Here is a 16,124-nt window from a genome sequence, read left to right as displayed (position 1 = left end):
GCATGGCTGGGCGCGGTCGCCCAGCGCCCGGAAGCGTTCAATCAATGGGATGATACTTATCACGCATCCCGCCACTGGACCCGACCATGATCACGGTCGAATATATCGTCAAAGACCGCCGTGGGAGTCGAACGCTTGCGCACTGCTGACAAGAAGGCCGCCGATGCCGATGACCGGATTCTGGAAAACGCCGAGCATCTGGCACGCCATGCCCGCACGGTGGAACTGATCCTCAAGGGCAAGCCGGTGGAGTGGAACGCTGCCCCGGCCCCTGCGGAGGAGCCAGCCGCGCCCCTGACGGTGGTGCGGACCTGAGACCTAGCCCGGAGTCGTCGCATGTGCGGTCGTTATGTCCAGTTCACCACGCCCGAGGTCCTGGCGCAGGTCTTCACGGCCACCGTTGAGATCAGCGAACACCATCCTCGCTACAACGCCGCGCCACTGCAGTGGTTACCGGTCATCCGCCAACGCCCGAGCGGCGAGCGGGTCATCCATGCGCTGCGCTGGGGTCTGCTCCCGAGTTGGGCGAAAGACGAGACGATCGCCAGCCGTCTGATCAACGCTCGCGCCGAGACCCTGGCCGAGAAACCCTCGTTCCGCACGGCCTACCGCAAGCGTCGCTGTATCGTTCCGGCCGACGGGTTTTACGAATGGGCGAAGCGTCCCGAGGGGAAGCAGCCGTTCTACATCCATGCCTCCGACGGCATCCTTCTGGCCTTTGCTGGTCTCTGGGAACGCTGGACACGAACCGAAGACGACGAGATCATCGACAGCTTCACCATCGTCACCACCGCGGCCAACGGACGGGTTCGGCCGCTCCATGAACGAATGCCGGTGATTCTCGCCCCCGAAGCGGTGGCCCGCTGGCTCGATCCGGCGGGTACGCCCGAGACCACGAGCAACCTGCTCGGCCCCTGTCCGGACGAGCGGCTCGCGCTCCACCCAGTCACGCGGGCGGTCGGAAACGTGCGCAACGAGGGGCCGGAGCTGATTGCGGCGATCGCCGAAGCGGGCTTGCCCATCGGGTGATGCGGAACATGCCCGACACCCGCACGGCCGGCCACCCCAAGCGGGAGCAACGACTCATTTGCAAGACGACGGCTGGCCCGCGGAAACAGGAACAGCAATATGGAAAGCAGCATCTGGGTTTGGCTTATCCTCGGCGCGTTCCTCGCGCTCGCGATCCTCAAAGCCTTTGCCGAGCGCCAGGCTTACGCGGTCGCCAAGGCGGCCTATCGAGACGCCCTCGAGGCCCTGGCCGCCGACCCCACCAACACCACCCTGCGCCAAGCGGCCCTCCAGCGAGGCCGTGACCTTGCCGCCGCCGTCCAGCAGGACAACGACCGGCACACGAAACCGCGCCGGCCCCCACTCGACGAGATGGCCATCCGCAACGACCTCGACGCCATCTACACGGGTGTTTCAAGCACCCCTGTCAGCCTCGCCAACGAACTCACCGCGCTCGCCACACTGCACCGCGAGGGCATCCTCTCCGACGCGGAACTTGCGCGACTCAAGCAACGGCTCACCGGCGCACCTTCCGGGGTCCAGGACCTGATCCAGCTGCTGCGCGGCTTGAAGGCGCTGGAGCGCGAAGGCGTGCTCAGCGAGGGTGAGTTCAACCTGAAGAAATGGGATCTGCTCGCAAAGCGGTTGCCGCTGGAGCGCTAAGGGATCGCCCAAAGCACCTTGGCTAAGAGACGGTCCAGAGTGCAATCAGTGCCCTGTGCGTTGTCCCCCCGAGAAGCGCCATCGCGACCAGGATTCACCCGTCCGCTTCGGCATCAACGCAAAACGGCGCCCGTTGGCGCCGTCTTCATCCCACTGGGACAGGTCTCTGATTCGAACAGTTTCCCAAAAATTTGGGAAACACGGATTTCGCTGTCTTAATCCCCTTTAGAACGGGTCTCTGATTCGAACCTTCGGCTCGCGAAAGTTCGCGTTTTGTGTTCGGCTGTCACGGCTCTCACGAGATTGAGCTTACACCCCTGTTTGGAACGGTTCAAGACTAGCAGAATCAACGGCCTGGGACAGCCAAACGCCGTGCTGCCCGTGCCACGCCTCACAGCGGCCAAGCGGGTCTGAGATCAAAACGAATGCACGACATGGGCGACCACGCCCCAGACCACCAGGTCCATCTCGCCGCGGAGCTCCAGCGGCGCAAAGTCGGAGTGTTCCGGCACCAGCCAGACCCGACCACCGGCGATCTTCAGCCGCTTCAGGGTCAGCTCACCATCAACCGCGGCCACCACGATCGACCCCGACTTCGCATTGAGCGCACGGTCCACGATGACCAGATCACCGTCATGGATACCGGCGCCGATCATGGAATCGCCCTTCACCCGCAGGAAGAAGGTCGCTGCTGGATGGCGGATCAACTGCTCGTTCAGATCGATGGTCCCTTCGAGCTCATCATCCGCTGGTGAGGGAAAGCCGGCCGGGATGCGCGACTGGAAGAGCGGGAGCGGGCAGGGCGGTGGATCGCGCGTGCAGGCGTGCATGATCATCGGCATGCCGGACGCACCGGATCAAACCGCGCTGGGCTTACGGCACGGACGACAACATCGGATCGAGACATGAGGGATGACCTGAGCTGTATAAAAGTATAGTTATGATAGCGCATGCGCAGGTTATCGGACCAAGCCGAGACGTCCGGGCTTTAGGGGTCGCGATGCAGGTGACCTTGACGATAGGTGATCCGACCCGCGACCTCCTTGATCAGTGAACTTCGGGGCATCGGCACCAGTGCCACATCCGGCCCCAGAAACCGGGAGAGACAACCGTGGGTGTCGAGGTTCTCCTTGGCGCGCTGTGCGGCAAGCTCGATCACCACGAAGCCGCCTGGGTATATCCGCACTGCGTGACCTGATGCGCGTGTTGTCGGCCGCGGCGGCGGTGCAGCCGGACCCGCAACGCGCCATCTTCCTGGTCAAGAACGAACCCATTCCCGCGTTCCGTCACAAGACCCTGTTGCAACTGGTACAGGAAGGCCGGACCGCGGATGCGATCGGCTACCTGGAGTCCATCGGCACCGGGTTCGTCGGTTGATCCTCTGCGATCTGCCCCCCGGCAGCACGTTATTCCGGGCGCTTAGCCCGCAGTGGGCCAGCCGGCCAACCAGCGGCGCAGGCGCTGCAACCCGAGGCGGGCGCTTCAACCGAGAAGGCGTCGAGGCGCTGTACCTGTCGTTGGATGAGGTGACCGCCGTCCTTCAGGGCGGCGAGGATGTCAATGCGCGGCGGTCGACGCCGATGGACCCTCTCCCGAACTCCAGGCGTTGAAGAGCGAGTTGCGGATCGATCGGCTCTTGCTCGACCTCGATCCCCTCATCAAAGGGACCCTTAAGGGTGCTGAACGGGTCCGGGATCTGGTCCAGGATCGACGCTGCTTCTCCTCTGGGCAGCAAGGCGACTCGACACGCTTCGATCTGGTTCATCTGATCGCGACCGCGCTGCACTGGATGACGAAAGGAGCTCAGCGGGAGCTGGTAACGACGCTCGACCTGCCCGATGAGTTGATGGTGGAGGGCCATCCCGGTCATATTCATCAGGTGCTCATGAACCTGGTGCAAAACGCCTTGGATGCCATGCAGACGACCCCGGAGCCACCCCGATTGTCGGTCAAGGCTGGTCGCAACGGCGGGGTCGCCTGGCTGACTATCCGCGACAACGGACCGGGGATCGCGAAGGCGGCGACCCCGGAGCGTCTGCGCAGGAATGCCGTAGCGGACCAAATCTTGGTTCCGCCGACCATCCGCCCCGCCAAGTTGCAAGGAGGGACGATCCGAACAGACGGGGAGGAAGTGAAGAGACGGGTAGGGGGAGGGCGTTGATCCCCAAAACGACACACGGGGCCAGTTGGCCCCGTGTGCTGGTGCGCGTGCGCTCAGCGGCGCACGGCTGAGCGATCAGGATCCGCCGAGGATGGCGTAGGGCACCAGGGGTACCAGACAGATGGCCACGGCGGTCCAGAAGGCCCAACGGTTCCGTTTCTGCAAGACTTCATCGCTCATGGGAACACCTCATTCGGTCATTGGTTGAAGGAGTCAGAGCTGCTGACGAGTCGGATCTGCAGCCTGCAACCGCCCCTTTCAACGAATCCTACAAACACCACGTGGGAAATACTCAGTAAAATACTTGGTCTTTTTTCCTGATCCGCACGGCAGGCGCCATGAGGCCCAGCACGACACCGGCTCTTGTGGGTCATCGCCCAACCCGCTCGGAGGTCACGAATGCGGCAGGGCATGGTTTCGACGGGGTCACCGCGCCGCGTCCGGGGGAAGACTTGACGGAGGTCAAGCAGGTTGGCGTCGGCGCGGAACTCTGGGTGTTATGCTCAAAGGCATTGTGAACAGGATGTCGATGGCCGAACCCGCCGGGTGTGGGGTGTCGATCGCGGAGCCGAACACGATTTTAGGACCGAAATGGAGAGGCGATGAGGAAACCGGATCGTACAAGACTCCTGGAAGCGCGGCTGCTGGTTGGCTACCTCGGTGAGCGTGCGCAGTGCAATTGGTGGGAAACGGCTTTCCACGAACCCAGCAGTCGGCCGTTCCTCGGGCCGGTCTTCATCAAGACGGCTGGTCTCGCGCGCTACCATGGGGTCTGCGAGGCCGCGCGTCGTCTGCATGACGAGCATCTAAACGTCGACGGTTTCCATCTGTTCCGCTTGCCCGAAGAGATCGAGCAGGATCTCCATGGCCTGATGCAGGGCGACGTTGGCGAAACCATCAGCGCGTGTTTGACGCAGAGCCGCGAGGCGGCATTGGACGCCTTGAGCCGTCTTGCCATCGCCGGGCGCCCGGCGAGTGACGGACCGACCAGGGTTGGGACCATCGCGGAGCTTGCATCCGAACGGACCTTAGGACTGATTGCGGAGGTCTATCGGTCGGCCTTCAGCCAAGGCATCCGCGCCTATCCTTACTTGACCCCTTGAACGGATCGGATGAGGTGGTCGAACAGCGCCGTTACACGACCCAGCTGGCCGCGGGTGGTGGGGTCATCGAAGAGACGAAGTCACTGCTCGAACTCTGGTCGCCGGGCATGCGTTCAGGCGAGCTGTACAGCATCGCGCTAGCGTCCGGCCGCTTTCCGACGATGAGCGCCAGACGGTTGCGCAATCTCGTCGCTGAGTGCTTCGCCCCGCGTTACCTCATCGCCGAGGGTGCGCCGGCGAGGCAGCTGAAGGCACTCGCCAGCACCTGGCCGAATGTTGACCTATCGCAGCTCTTTCTGATCTACAGCAGCCGGGCCAACCTGATCCTCGCGGATTTCATCCGTGAGCTCTATTGGCCCAGTTACGAAAGTGGCGCAACGACCTTGAGCAATCCACACGCTCGCGTCTTTGTCGAACGCGCGATCGACGACGGCAAGACCATCAAGCGCTGGTCGGACAAGACGGTGGAGCGGATCGCCGGCTACCTCACCGCATGCTGCGCCGATTTCGGCCTGCTCGAAGCTGGACGGCGCTCCACCCGCCGGTTCCTGCCCTATCGCATCACACCACCCGTTGCGGCCTACCTCGCATACGATCTGCACCTGGCCGGTGTCGGCGACAACGCCCTGCTCTCGCATCCGGATTGGGCGCTTTTCGGGCTGACCCGCGAGGAGGTCCTCGACCGGCTCAAGCGGCTCGCCCGTCACGGGCTGATGATCGTCCAGTCAGCGGGCGAGGTGGTGCGGATCAGTTGGACGCATCCCACGCTGGAGACCCTTTGCGATGTCCTCACTGAAGGCTGACTTCGACGAGCTGCGCGAGCGGATCCGCCATGGCCGGGAGATCGGGCATGGTGGCTTCGAGCCGATCTACTACCTGGTCTTTCCGCCCACACAGATCCTCGCGGTGAAGCGCCAAACACCGGCCTGGGTCGCCAAGTTGCAACAGGATGGATGGCAGGTGTACCGCTACTCGCTCGCCGAGGCGATCTGGACCTTGCTGAAGGCCGACCCCTTGTGGGGGCTCTGCCTGGCGCAGGATCAGCTCGCCCCGCTCGACTGGGCGCGCACTTCGGAGTCGATCGCCGACATCCTGACCCGCGAGGACGGTCTGTTGCAGCATCTAGAGAGCATGCTCGACCGGCTGGACGGTCAACCGAATGCCCTCCTGTTGGTCACGGATCTGGAAGCCTTGCATCAGTACCTGCGCATCGGTGCCATCGAAAGCAAACTCCAGGGGCGGCTGAGTGTGCCCATGATCTTCCTTTACCCTGGGATCCGTACAGGCAAGACGAGCCTGAAGTTCCTTGGCTTCTACCCGCCAGATGGGAATTACCGTTCCGTCCATGTCGGCGGATGAACGCAGAGCAGACCCCTATGGAACACCACGCGACCATCCGCAGCCTGTTCGACCCTGCGAGGGCCATCGACCGCACCATCGAGAAGGTCATCACCTACGACGTCTCGCAGGCGGCACGGCTGAAGACTGAGATCTCGGAATACATCGTCACCGAGAGCATCGAGACCCAGCTCCTCAAGCTGCTCGAAGCCATCTCCGCGGCGATCGATGGAGGCGATGTCGAGAACGCCGAGGTGCTGATCGAGATCGCGGTCTGGCTCTCCGGGTTTTATGGCTCGGGCAAGAGCTCTTTCAGACCGACTATCTGGCCGAGGCATTCCACCATCAGTTCAAGCACAGCAATCGGTACGAGGAGGTCGGCAAGCGCATCCGTCTGGGTCAGGCGATCGAGGGACGCGACGAGAAAGGCATCAAAAAGACCGTCTGTGCCTTCTTGAAGATCCTGCATCCGAATGGGGCCCCGACCGACGGCGAATTCGAGGACTATGTCGCCTACGCGATCGAGTGCCGCCGGCGCGTCAAGGAACAGATGAACAAACGCAAGCCGGACGACGAGTTCGCGCTCATCAACCTGTCCTACTTCAACGCGGACGGTGGGGAAATCGTCGTCTTCTGCCCGGAATCCAAGGATGCACTCGCGACCCAGCAGCCTGCGCGCCGGCGTCTGGGCGGCCTCGGCGCGAAGGCCGGGGCCACACAGGATCTGCCGACCCCGCTTGACCCACCGGGCGTGAAACCGACGCCGATCGCACCCGAGGCGCCCTCCGCGCAATCATCGGAGCCAGCGGCGACCGTTGGCCCCAAGGAACAGCATTACACCATCACCTACGGCGCGATCGGCTACAGTTACGAGTCGATCCTGGGACCCTATCTGGAGGGCGCCAAGGCGGTCGTCATCGAAGATCCCTACATCCGTCTTCCGCACCAGATCACCAATGTCGTGCGCGTTTGCGAGACCCTCCTCAAGCCCGGCACGGTCAAGCAGATCCTGCTGATCACCGGCTACGACCATGAGACCCAACTCGCGGACATCACCGACAAGCTGGAAGACCTCAAGCAAAGCCTGCTTGAACTGGACGTGGTGCTTGAGGTCAAGCTCAACCCCAACCTGCACGACCGCGAGATCCGCATCGACAACGGCTGGACCATCAAGATCGGGCGCGGACTGGATTTCTATCAGAAACCCGAAAGCTGGTATGGCGTCGGCGCGACCGATCTGAGCCTGCGCAAGTGTCTCGAGACCAAGGTGGATATCTTTCGCGTCTGAAGCGGCAGAGAGCGCCGGACCACTAGAGGACGTGTCCGCAGCCCGTGAGTCGCACCGTTTTCACCAACATCACCCTGAGGAACCACAATGCCTTCACTGTTCGACCCGATCCAGATGGGCGATCTCGCCCTGCCGAACCGCATCGTCATGGCGCCGCTGACGCGCAACCGAGCCGTCGGTCTGAAGCCAAACGAGTTGACGGTCACCTACTACCGGCAGCGTGCAACCGCCGGTCTGATCATCACCGAGGCGACCCAAATCAGCCCCATGGGCCAGGGTTATCTGGATACTCCCGGCATCTACAGCGCCGAGCAGGTGGCCGCCTGGCGCCAGGTCACGGATGCGGTGCACGCCGCGGGTGGGCTGATCTTCATGCAACTCTGGCACGTCGGACGCATCTCCCATACCTCCCTGTTGCCCGAGGGCGAGGTCCCCGTCTCGTCGACGAACCGCCGGCCCAATGCCATGACGTTTGCGCCCGAGGGATTCGTCGAGGTCTCTCAACCGCGCGCGCTGCGCGATGAGGAAATCCCCGGGCTGATCCAAGACTACCGGTGCGCCGCCAACCACGCACGCGCCGCCGGGTTCGACGGGGTCGAGGTCCACGCCGCCAACAACTATCTGCTCGAACAGTTCCTGCGCGACAGCGTCAACGACCGCGCAGGCCCCTATGGCGGCAGCATCGCCAACCGCGTGCGTCTCGTCGTCGATGTCATGACGGCCGTGGCCGACGAGATCGGCGCCGGGCGCACCGGTATCCGCATCAGCCCGATGACCACGTTCAACGACACCCCGCGCGACAGCGATCCACAAGCGCTTTTCAACCATCTCGTCGATCAACTGGCCCCGCTCGGACTGGCCTATGTGCACGTCATTCAAGGTGAAACCGGCGGACCCCGCGAACCCGAGGACGCCGAGCGCCCGTTCGACTACGGTGCCCTGCAAGATCGCTGCCAGGGCTGTTGGATGATCAATAACGGCTACGGCAAGGACGACGCGGAACAGGTCCTCACGCAGGGTCGGGCCGACCTCGTGGCCTTCGGTCGCCCCTTTATCAGCAACCCCGATCTGGTCCGCCGATTGCGCGAGAATGCACCGCTCAATGCGCTGCAGGAAGACACGTTGTACGGGGGCGGTGCGGAGGGTTATACCGACTACCCTGCGTTGAGCGATCTCTAGGCTGATCCTGGAAGCCTACACCCCCGCGCAGCTGCACGATTGCGCCGACAGGGCCTGCATGTCCTCGAAGGTATCGGCGATGCCGGATGGAACCCTACAGTGTCGAGATCGAGGCACGCCGCAAGGCGGCTTGTCAGTCCGCTGCTGGCGAATGTGTTCCTGCACGATGCGCTTCAACCCCGGTCAGGAGTCGCGACAGCATCCGCGCCCGCTCGGCACAGGACAGATAGAGGTTCGCCACCAAACCCTGTCGCTGGATCGCGTTTGGGTGGAAGGCATGGAAGGTGAGCGTGTCCTCCTCGTAGCCAAAGCTGCCGAATCCATAGCCCATCGGCGCCCTGCCCAGGGCGCGGGCGTTGAGCTCGAGCGCTAGACGCCACCCCGCCTCGGGCGCGGTCAGGGTGACGGGGAAGCGTTGCCGCAGCGCCAGACCCTGGCCGTACCAGGGATGGGGCTGGTCCGTTGCCACCTCGCAGAGCGAGACACTGTCGGCTCCATGGGGGAACTCCACGGTGAACCCCCGGGCATCCCCGAAGCCCTTCAGGGCGGGGGAGCGGTTCAGGTCGGTCTCGGCGAGACGTGCCAGCTCCTCGCCCGCCCAACGCGAGGGTGCCTGGCCCTCGGCATCGATCACCACCAGGGCCTCGGCGACGCGCGCGTCCGCCTCCGCGCGGAATCCACGCACCGGATGGGGCGTGTGGGCGGGAACCGCGCTCAGCGCCTCGGCCATAGCCGTCGCACCCCACCAGGCATCGCGCAGTTGCAGCACGGCGGCCATGCCAATCAGGCGCTGCATCCACGGCTCGATGTCGTCGTACACCCGCACCAGCGAGCAGAGATCCAACGTCCGGCGGTCCGGATCGTAGACCGGTCCGGCCATCCCGGCGGTGCGCAGTGCCACCGCTTGGAGCACCTCCAGCGCCTCGGCGTCGAGGTCCAGGTCGCCCAGCAGTGCGGTGCGCACCTGCACCAGATCTGCCATCACGCCGTCGGGACCGATCTCCTGACCGATGACCTCCAGCGTCTGCGCCTGCTGGTGCGGCCACCAACGGTAGCCGTTCGGGGTCTCCTCGAGCCAGTCCGCGTCGATCTGCAACAGTGTCGTGCGCAGCCACTGTAGGATTCTCTGTCCGGTGCTCATGCCGGTGCTCCCTCCGCATACTGAGGCAGGCAGACTAACCCCGCGCCCTCACGCTTGGCCAGCGCGCGACCCCAGCAACGCGAGGGTCGCTCCAACCTCAGCTCGGTCCAGATCAGATCGAGGCGCACGGGCACGGGTGCGTCAGCGACTGGGATCGCCGCGCTTAATAACGGCCAGTGAGCTTCATAATGAGCTTGTGCAGACCGTGGACGGACACACCCGGATCGAGATACATCACTGCGCAGCTCCCAGTGCGCAGGTTGATCCCATGCGTCTCGGCTACCGCCAGCGCCTCCGGGGTCTCATGTCTCTGATGGACCCAGACATCACGAATCCCGAGCGCGGCGGCGGCGCTGACCCAGTCGTGGACCTCGGCCTTGGGCGTCTCAATGATCAGGCCCTCGACCGGCCCAGGCAACGCCGCGAGATCAGGATAGGCAGGATCACCGTCGATGCGATCGGTGCTCGGATCGATGGCATGGACCGTCTTGCCCAGCGCCTTGAGGCGGCGGTAGCTGAGGAGCGGGAAGGGCTTAACCTGGGAGCGGCCAACCACCGCAAAGCGGTCGAGGGCGAAGAAGGTTTCATGGTTCGATAACATGATGCGCGGCGTGCCTGGTGAAGAAAGATCCTAATCATCCACGCGGATGATCGTCGACTGCCGCGCATCATGACGCTGGAACAGGGGCGCGTCGAGTCTGGTCCCTCCGCTAGGGTGCCGGGAAACCGCTCGGGCGCTTATCGCCGTGCAGATCGAAGGGGAGGGGTCTCTCAGGTCGAATGGTCATCGATGCCGCAATCCGCCGGAAGTCTTGACGGCGGTTAAGCGGGTTGGCGTGGGATCGGCGTCGGGGCGTGACTCAGAGTGCCATGCTCAGGTGTGTCGGTTGGATGCATAAAAATCTGATTATTATAAGAAAGACGTGAGAACGCTGCCGCTGACGAAGCCCTCGATTTCCCACTCAACGTGTACAAAGCCCCCTCGTCCCGCATATTCGGCGGAACTCCCAAGCGCTTCCTCGGTCCTCGTGAATGGGTTGCATGTCTCAACCCGCTCGCCGCAACAAGAGGTGCCGGTCTTCAGGCGTTTGGTCCCCAAGGCCACCTTGAGATCAGCAATGACGCGGTCAATGCGCGCCACGTTGGTAACAAAGAGGGCATTCTCGACCCGCTCCATCTTCTCCCCCAGCGTTTGGCTCAAGTGCTTTCAGCCGGCCCCGTCGTCCTCGGCCAGGCTGTCACCCAGCACACTCGATGGTGTGATGACCTTCCAGGGTCAGCCTCCGATTCCGTGCTTGCCGTCAGACAATTGACTGCCTGAACAGGTCGGCAGAATCAAGCGTCAGCGTTTCACGTTACGCCAATGCCGAGAAAACCACGCTCCCTAGATCATCCTTGCGGGGGAAATCGAGATGACGATGGACCAGGCCTTGATCTTCAGTATCCTGACAATGGATCAAGCCTTGATCTTGAGTATCTTGGTGGGAACGATTGGCTTGTTCCTATGGGGCCGATTGCGACATGACGTGGTTGCGCTCATCGCTCTGATGGCATGTGTATTCGCTGGTCTAATCGATGGCAACCAGGCCTTCAAAGGCTTTTCACAGCCAGCGGTGATTACGGTTGCGGCGGTGCTGATTCTCAGCTACGGACTGCAAACCACCGGTGCCGTGGAGTCAATGGCGCAGAAAGTCCTGCCCCAGCGAGACAGCACCTTGGCCAGCATTGGCGCCTTGACTTTGATTGGTGCGTTCCTCTCGGCGTTTATGAATAACGTCGGCGCCATGGCGTTGCTGATGCCAATTGCCATGCAGATCGCGGTGCGCCAGGGCATACCCCCCGGCAAGGCACTGATGCCATTGGCTTTCGGCACCATTCTCGGCGGTATGACAACCCTGATCGGGACCCCGCCCAATTTGATTGTTGCCGACTTCCGCGAAGATCAGACTGGGTTTGGCTTCAGCATGTTCGAGTTCACTCCAGTGGGGCTGCCGGTGGCGGTGGTTGGGATCATCTTCGCCGTACTCGCCGGGCGCTGGCTGGTGCCCAACCGGAACAAACAGGGCGCCGACAGCTTCGATACCGGTACCTACCTAATCGAAGTGAGCATTGAAGAGAATGCCAAGGCCGTCGGCAAAACCCTGCGAGAAGTCGAGCAACTGCTGGATGACAGTGATGCCCAGATTGTCGGCATGGCACGCAATGATGACCGAGTGACCCCGCCTGACCCGGTCAGAATCCTCAGGGCTGGAGACATTCTGGTGGTCGAAGCAGATCCGGAAGCGCTGGGCGGCGCTTTGACCCGTCTCGGACTGAGGTTGGCGGAAACCGTGCCGCCGCTGCCCTCCCCGAGCAACAACGAAGAAGGTGAACACGCCCGAGCAGATGAACAGCGCAAGCAGTCAGTCAGCCTGGCAGAGCCGCTATCCAGCGCAATAGCTGAATCCAATCAGAGTAAGCGCCGCACTGATCAAGAGCCTGTCAAGATCAAGGATCAGACCGAGCAGGATAAGCAGGAAGAAACAGGGGAGCGTGAACAGCCGAAGAACAACAGCCTCGACGATGAGATCGTCATCCAGGAACTTGTGGTCCAGCCCGGTTCGCTGCTGCAGGGCCGGAGCGCCGCTGATTTACACATCCGCATGCGATTTCGGATTAACCTGTTGGCGATTTCCCGGGAGGGTCATCGGTCAACCAAGCGGCTGCGCTCGACTCATCTGAACGCAGGTGACGTCTTGCTGCTGCAAGGTACATCAGAGGCGATCGGCAATTTCGTATCCGCATACCGCTGCATTCCCCTGGCGCAGCGTGCGATTTTGATTCCGGACAAGCGCAAGGCGGTCACCGCGGTCGCGATCATGGTGGGCTCGGTTGTGCTTGCCTCCACCGGAATATTACCCGCCGCGTTGGCCTTCACGCTTGGGGTTCTTGGCTACATGCTGACGCGTGTGATCCCGCTGCGCCGAATCTACGAGGCCGTGGACTGGCCGATCATCGTACTGCTGGGAGCATTGAAGCCGTTGGCAGTGGCTATGGCCGATACCGGGGCTGCCGATCTACTGGCCAGAACACTGCTAGATGATGTCGCGCGGAATAATGCGGTGATCGGACTGGCACTGGTTCTGATCATCACCATGACGCTATCTGATTTCATGAACAACGCCGCCACGGCAACCGTCATGTGCCCGATCGCGTTAAGTATCGCCAGCCAATTGGGGGTTAACCCGGACAGCTTTTTGATGGCGGTTGCCATCGGCGCCTCCTGCGCCTTTCTGACGCCCATCGGCCATCAGAACAATACGCTGATCCTGGGACCCGGCGGATTCCGCTTCGGCGATTACTGGCGGCTTGGTTTACCGCTGGAATTGCTGGTCGTCGCCGTCAGCGTTCCGTTGCTGCTCGTGGTATGGCCGCTCTAAGCGGCCTCATCACCTCGCTGGGCGAATGCTCATTGCCCCACGAACAGCGTGCGCTGGCTGGTGTCCACATCCCAGTCGATGGGGCCAGCCAGCCTATCAACCACCGCGGGGACTGTCACCGGGGACCGTCAGCGCACCCGCTGCCCGGCTTGCAAGCCGCTCCACTCAACGCGGTCCCAACTCCGACCACCTCCGCCACCGGCACCGACCGCCCCCACACCGACTGTGCCCAGGCCCGTACCGTCTTAGCCTCGATCTCCCCGGCCTCGAGGAGTCGCTGCCAGCGCGTCGCACCACGCCCCGCCAGCCGACCCCACCACTCCAGCACCACCTGACGCACGCCGACCCCAACGGGCCAGGATGCTGGAAACCAGCCGAGCGCCAAGGTCCGGCAGCCCAAGCGATCCACCGCATCCGCCACCACCGCCACGCCCACGACCTCGAATCCCGGCAGATGGGTCACGTAGTAGGTCTCGGTGTCGATGAACAGACTGCCCGGCTCGGCCCAATCAATCTCGAACAGCCGGCGCGGCCACAGGGTCAGCGCATCCGGTTCAGGGTCGAGTTCCGCCGCTTCACCCGCGTCCGCCCACGTATCACGACGCTCCGGCAGCGTCGCCAACAGCCGTTCCGCGACCGCCACCCGCAATGCCCGCTCATCCGGGGTCAGCGCCGGTTCACCGGCCAAGGCCAAGCGCCCCTGCACGGCGTCATTCGGGCTTGCCCAGACCAGCGATCGTAAGGGCGCGGGGCGCTCCCACTCCAACCAGTCGCACAACACCGCGAGGGTCTGATCGCCATACCACTGTCGCAATATCTCCAGGGTCACGTCCGTCGGGGTCGAGGCATCACGGTCGTTCATCAGGCATCTCCATGTGTCCTGGTCGAGGATTCCAGAGCATACCGACCGCACTGGCTCACAGAGTGAGCCTGTGGACGTGCGTGGACGAAAAAAGGAAGACGAAAGAGGGGGGCGATCCGAACAGACGGGGGAGAAGTGAAGGGAAGGGTAGTGGGGGGACGGTGATCCCTAAAACGACACACGGGGCCAGTCAGCCCCGTGTGGTGGTGCGTGTGCGCTCAGCGGCGCACGTCTGAGCGATCAGGACCCACCGAGGATGGCGTAGGGCACGAGTGGCACCAGACAGATGGCCACGGCGGTCCAGAAGGCCCAACGGTTCCGTTTCTGCAAGACTTCATCGCTCATGGGAACGCCTCATTCGGTCATTGGTTGAAGGAGTCAGAGCAACTGACGAATTGGAACTGAAGCCTGCAACCACCCCTTTCAACGAATCCTACAAACACCACGTGGGAAATACTCAGTAAAATACTTGGTCTTTTCCTGAAAAGCACAGCCCGTGCCAAGAGGCCCGGCACAACACTGGATCTTGGGGTCGGTCGCCCGACCCGATCGGAGGACACGACTGCGGCAGGGCATGGGTTCAACAGGGTCACACGTACTGATCCGGACGAACTCTTGACCGAGGTCAAGCGGGTTGGTGTGGGGTCGGCGTCGGAGCATGACGCTGGTGCTATGCTCAGAGGCATCGTGAACAGGATGGCGATGACCAAGCCCGCAGGATCGGGTTGTTGAGCGTGACGCGGTCAACATGGCTTGGAGCGCAGGTGGCGCGCGTGTCGCCTAATCAGTAGCACCGGGCGTAGCGCCTGGCAGGCCACCGGTACCCGGCAGACCGACGCGACCTGACATGAACAACCGATCGCCTATGTCGCGCAGTATGACGCAGCGGGATCGACTCCCATCGCGGACGCCGATCCCTCAGTGACAAGACGCAGGGACGACACCACGGATGACTCTGAAAGAAGCCGAGATCGAGCAAAAACTGATCGACAAGCTCCTGGCGCTGAAATACACCGATCGCCCCGACATCCGCGACAAGACCACGCTCGAGCAGAACTTCCGCCAGAAGTTCAAAGCCCTCAATCGCGTTCCGCTCACCGATTCCGAGTTCGCCCGCCTGCGCGATGAGATCATCAGCGCCAATGTCTTTCAGGCCGCCAAGCGCTTGCGCGAATACGGCTACCTCCAGCGCGAGGACGGAACCCCGCTGCATTTCATGCTGGTCAACCTCAAGGACTGGTGCAAGAACGACTTCGAGTTCATCTACCAACTGCGCATCAACACCGACAACAGCCACCATCGCTACGACGTGATCCTGCCGCTGGCGCAGATCGAGCTAAAAACCCTCATCGTGACGATGAATCAGGCACAACTGATCGAGAAATTTCAGGCACGACCACCAGACAAGCAAGTTGAGGTTTATCATTTCGTTGATCATCTACACGAGATGAATGCTACTGTGAATGATCCAAACAGCGTCGATAACGAATGGATAGCCGCTGAATTTAGCGATATGAGTCTGCATCAGGCGTTGCGCGGTATGGAAGATGAACAGCCGCCTTACACCGTCGATGATCTCAAGGAGCGCTCTCAATGAACGAGCCGACGAGAGGATTGGTGCCGAGGTTGCGGTTTCATGAATTTCGGGAGGCGGGGGAGTGGGAGCTGCGTCAACTCTCAGATATGCTATCACAGCATTACAAGAAAAGCGATGGCGCAGAAACAGTATTTTCCGTATCCGTAGATAAAGGTCTCGTGAATCAAATAGAATATCTAGGCCGAAAAATTTCGGCATCTTCGACCGATCACTACAACCAGGTTTTGCCAGATGATGTTATATACAAAAAAAGCCCTAAGGGCGAATTTTCTTTCGCGGTTTTAAAGCAAAGAAAACTTGCTTTCCTTGTAATCGTTTCGCCACTGTATGGCGTTTTCTCACCAGAAACTATCGGGCTTTGAACG

20 protein-coding genes are annotated in these 16,124 nt (G+C 62.1%); 14 read left to right on the top strand and 6 right to left on the bottom strand.

What is annotated here, in order from left to right; translation table 11 throughout:
- The first annotated feature begins 135 nt into the window (after window positions 1-135).
- From CKO25_RS11200 to CKO25_RS11190, 3 genes are all read left to right on the top strand, one after another.
- Window positions 136-315, top strand: a complete 180-nt coding sequence (locus tag CKO25_RS11200) for a hypothetical protein (protein WP_242467562.1) — start codon at window positions 136-138, stop codon at window positions 313-315.
- A gap of 21 nt (window positions 316-336) precedes the next feature.
- Complete coding sequence (locus CKO25_RS11195; RefSeq protein ID WP_200388012.1) at window positions 337-1,029, top strand: SOS response-associated peptidase; 693 nt, start codon at window positions 337-339, stop codon at window positions 1,027-1,029.
- Window positions 1,030-1,128: 99 nt separating this feature from the next.
- Entirely contained in the window at window positions 1,129-1,671 is a 543-nt protein-coding gene (locus CKO25_RS11190; protein ID WP_200388011.1) for a hypothetical protein, read from the top strand.
- 416 nt (window positions 1,672-2,087) lie between these two features.
- On the opposite strand, the gene CKO25_RS11185 is transcribed toward CKO25_RS11190, so the two are convergent.
- Both CKO25_RS11185 and CKO25_RS11180 read right to left on the bottom strand, forming a co-directional pair.
- Window positions 2,088-2,513 carry a LexA family protein gene (locus CKO25_RS11185; RefSeq protein ID WP_242467561.1) on the bottom strand — a complete coding sequence of 142 codons (426 nt, stop codon included), beginning with the start codon at window positions 2,511-2,513 and terminating at the stop codon, window positions 2,088-2,090.
- A 146-nt stretch (window positions 2,514-2,659) separates the two neighbouring features.
- Window positions 2,660-2,857 (bottom strand): hypothetical protein, encoded by a 198-nt coding sequence (locus CKO25_RS11180; protein ID WP_200388059.1) that lies wholly within the window; start codon window positions 2,855-2,857, stop codon window positions 2,660-2,662.
- 11 nt (window positions 2,858-2,868) lie between these two features.
- Here CKO25_RS11180 and CKO25_RS11175 point away from each other — a divergent pair, with 11 nt between their 5' ends.
- From CKO25_RS11175 to CKO25_RS11140, 8 genes are all read left to right on the top strand, one after another.
- Window positions 2,869-3,048, top strand: a complete 180-nt coding sequence (locus tag CKO25_RS11175; RefSeq protein WP_242467560.1) for a hypothetical protein — start codon at window positions 2,869-2,871, stop codon at window positions 3,046-3,048.
- Window positions 3,045-3,281: an RES domain-containing protein gene (locus tag CKO25_RS11170; protein WP_242467559.1), complete on the top strand. Its 237-nt coding sequence runs from the start codon at window positions 3,045-3,047 to the stop codon at window positions 3,279-3,281. The genes CKO25_RS11175 and CKO25_RS11170 overlap by 4 nt, the downstream gene beginning before the upstream one ends.
- Entirely contained in the window at window positions 3,278-3,832 is a 555-nt protein-coding gene (locus CKO25_RS11165) for an ATP-binding protein (protein ID WP_200388010.1), read from the top strand. The genes CKO25_RS11170 and CKO25_RS11165 overlap by 4 nt, the downstream gene beginning before the upstream one ends.
- A 602-nt stretch (window positions 3,833-4,434) precedes the next feature.
- Complete coding sequence (locus tag CKO25_RS11160; RefSeq protein ID WP_200388009.1) at window positions 4,435-4,935, top strand: BrxE family protein; 501 nt, start codon at window positions 4,435-4,437, stop codon at window positions 4,933-4,935.
- A gap of 14 nt (window positions 4,936-4,949) precedes the next feature.
- Entirely contained in the window at window positions 4,950-5,738 is a 789-nt protein-coding gene (locus CKO25_RS11155; protein WP_200388008.1) for a BrxA family protein, read from the top strand.
- Window positions 5,719-6,294 carry a BREX protein BrxB domain-containing protein gene (locus CKO25_RS11150; protein ID WP_200388007.1) on the top strand — a complete coding sequence of 192 codons (576 nt, stop codon included), beginning with the start codon at window positions 5,719-5,721 and terminating at the stop codon, window positions 6,292-6,294. Before CKO25_RS11155 ends, CKO25_RS11150 begins: the two co-directional genes overlap by 20 nt.
- A gap of 139 nt (window positions 6,295-6,433) precedes the next feature.
- A complete protein-coding gene (locus CKO25_RS11145) occupies window positions 6,434-7,561 on the top strand; it encodes an MIT C-terminal domain-containing protein (protein WP_338115111.1) in 1,128 nt (375 codons plus the stop codon).
- Window positions 7,562-7,648: 87 nt separating this feature from the next.
- Window positions 7,649-8,740, top strand: coding sequence for an alkene reductase (locus tag CKO25_RS11140; protein ID WP_200388006.1), 1,092 nt, complete (start codon window positions 7,649-7,651; stop codon window positions 8,738-8,740).
- 133 nt (window positions 8,741-8,873) lie between these two features.
- Here the strand turns inward: CKO25_RS11140 and CKO25_RS11135 are convergent, their stop codons facing one another.
- The 3 genes from CKO25_RS11135 to CKO25_RS11125 form a co-directional block, all read right to left on the bottom strand.
- The gene (locus CKO25_RS11135; protein ID WP_200388005.1) at window positions 8,874-9,881 is read right to left on the bottom strand and encodes a hypothetical protein; all 1,008 of its coding nucleotides are present in this window, start codon (window positions 9,879-9,881) and stop codon (window positions 8,874-8,876) included.
- Window positions 9,882-10,044: 163 nt separating this feature from the next.
- A complete protein-coding gene (locus CKO25_RS11130; RefSeq protein ID WP_200388004.1) occupies window positions 10,045-10,482 on the bottom strand; it encodes a CoA-binding protein in 438 nt (145 codons plus the stop codon).
- A 309-nt stretch (window positions 10,483-10,791) separates the two neighbouring features.
- Window positions 10,792-11,082 carry a hypothetical protein gene (locus CKO25_RS11125; RefSeq protein WP_200388003.1) on the bottom strand — a complete coding sequence of 97 codons (291 nt, stop codon included), beginning with the start codon at window positions 11,080-11,082 and terminating at the stop codon, window positions 10,792-10,794.
- 217 nt (window positions 11,083-11,299) lie between these two features.
- Between CKO25_RS11125 and CKO25_RS11120 the strand changes: the two genes are divergently transcribed.
- The gene (locus CKO25_RS11120; protein WP_242467558.1) at window positions 11,300-13,300 is read left to right on the top strand and encodes an SLC13 family permease; all 2,001 of its coding nucleotides are present in this window, start codon (window positions 11,300-11,302) and stop codon (window positions 13,298-13,300) included.
- A 115-nt stretch (window positions 13,301-13,415) separates the two neighbouring features.
- Here CKO25_RS11120 and CKO25_RS11115 read toward each other — a convergent pair whose 3' ends face one another.
- Window positions 13,416-14,162, bottom strand: a complete 747-nt coding sequence (locus tag CKO25_RS11115) for a hypothetical protein (RefSeq protein WP_200388002.1) — start codon at window positions 14,160-14,162, stop codon at window positions 13,416-13,418.
- 949 nt (window positions 14,163-15,111) lie between these two features.
- Here CKO25_RS11115 and CKO25_RS11110 point away from each other — a divergent pair.
- Both CKO25_RS11110 and CKO25_RS11105 read left to right on the top strand, forming a co-directional pair.
- Complete coding sequence (locus CKO25_RS11110) at window positions 15,112-15,759, top strand: type I restriction endonuclease (RefSeq protein ID WP_200388001.1); 648 nt, start codon at window positions 15,112-15,114, stop codon at window positions 15,757-15,759.
- A complete protein-coding gene (locus CKO25_RS11105) occupies window positions 15,756-16,121 on the top strand; it encodes a hypothetical protein (RefSeq protein ID WP_200388000.1) in 366 nt (121 codons plus the stop codon). Before CKO25_RS11110 ends, CKO25_RS11105 begins: the two co-directional genes overlap by 4 nt.
- Window positions 16,122-16,124 lie beyond the last annotated feature (3 nt).

It is taken from the genome of Thiocapsa imhoffii (genome assembly GCF_016583985.1).
GTDB classification, from domain to species: Bacteria; Pseudomonadota; Gammaproteobacteria; order Chromatiales; family Chromatiaceae; genus Thiocapsa; species Thiocapsa imhoffii.
This window is presented reverse-complemented; position numbering and strand designations above follow the sequence as displayed.

Bases quoted from the DNA above. Each gene is read 5' to 3' on its own strand.
- CKO25_RS11195 (WP_200388012.1), top strand. From the start codon at position 337: ATGTGCGGTCGTTATGTCCAGTTCACCACGCCCGAGGTCCTGGCGCAG.
- CKO25_RS11190 (WP_200388011.1), top strand. From the start codon at position 1,129: ATGGAAAGCAGCATCTGGGTTTGGCTTATCCTCGGCGCGTTCCTCGCG.
- CKO25_RS11185 (WP_242467561.1), bottom strand. From the start codon at position 2,513: ATGCCGATGATCATGCACGCCTGCACGCGCGATCCACCGCCCTGCCCG.
- CKO25_RS11175 (WP_242467560.1), top strand. From the start codon at position 2,869: ATGCGCGTGTTGTCGGCCGCGGCGGCGGTGCAGCCGGACCCGCAACGC.
- CKO25_RS11160 (WP_200388009.1), top strand. From the start codon at position 4,435: ATGAGGAAACCGGATCGTACAAGACTCCTGGAAGCGCGGCTGCTGGTT.
- CKO25_RS11150 (WP_200388007.1), top strand. From the start codon at position 5,719: ATGTCCTCACTGAAGGCTGACTTCGACGAGCTGCGCGAGCGGATCCGC.
- CKO25_RS11140 (WP_200388006.1), top strand. From the start codon at position 7,649: ATGCCTTCACTGTTCGACCCGATCCAGATGGGCGATCTCGCCCTGCCG.
- CKO25_RS11135 (WP_200388005.1), bottom strand. From the start codon at position 9,881: ATGAGCACCGGACAGAGAATCCTACAGTGGCTGCGCACGACACTGTTG.
- CKO25_RS11130 (WP_200388004.1), bottom strand. From the start codon at position 10,482: ATGTTATCGAACCATGAAACCTTCTTCGCCCTCGACCGCTTTGCGGTG.
- CKO25_RS11120 (WP_242467558.1), top strand. From the start codon at position 11,300: ATGGACCAGGCCTTGATCTTCAGTATCCTGACAATGGATCAAGCCTTG.
- CKO25_RS11115 (WP_200388002.1), bottom strand. From the start codon at position 14,162: ATGAACGACCGTGATGCCTCGACCCCGACGGACGTGACCCTGGAGATA.
- CKO25_RS11110 (WP_200388001.1), top strand. From the start codon at position 15,112: ATGACTCTGAAAGAAGCCGAGATCGAGCAAAAACTGATCGACAAGCTC.
- CKO25_RS11105 (WP_200388000.1), top strand. From the start codon at position 15,756: ATGAACGAGCCGACGAGAGGATTGGTGCCGAGGTTGCGGTTTCATGAA.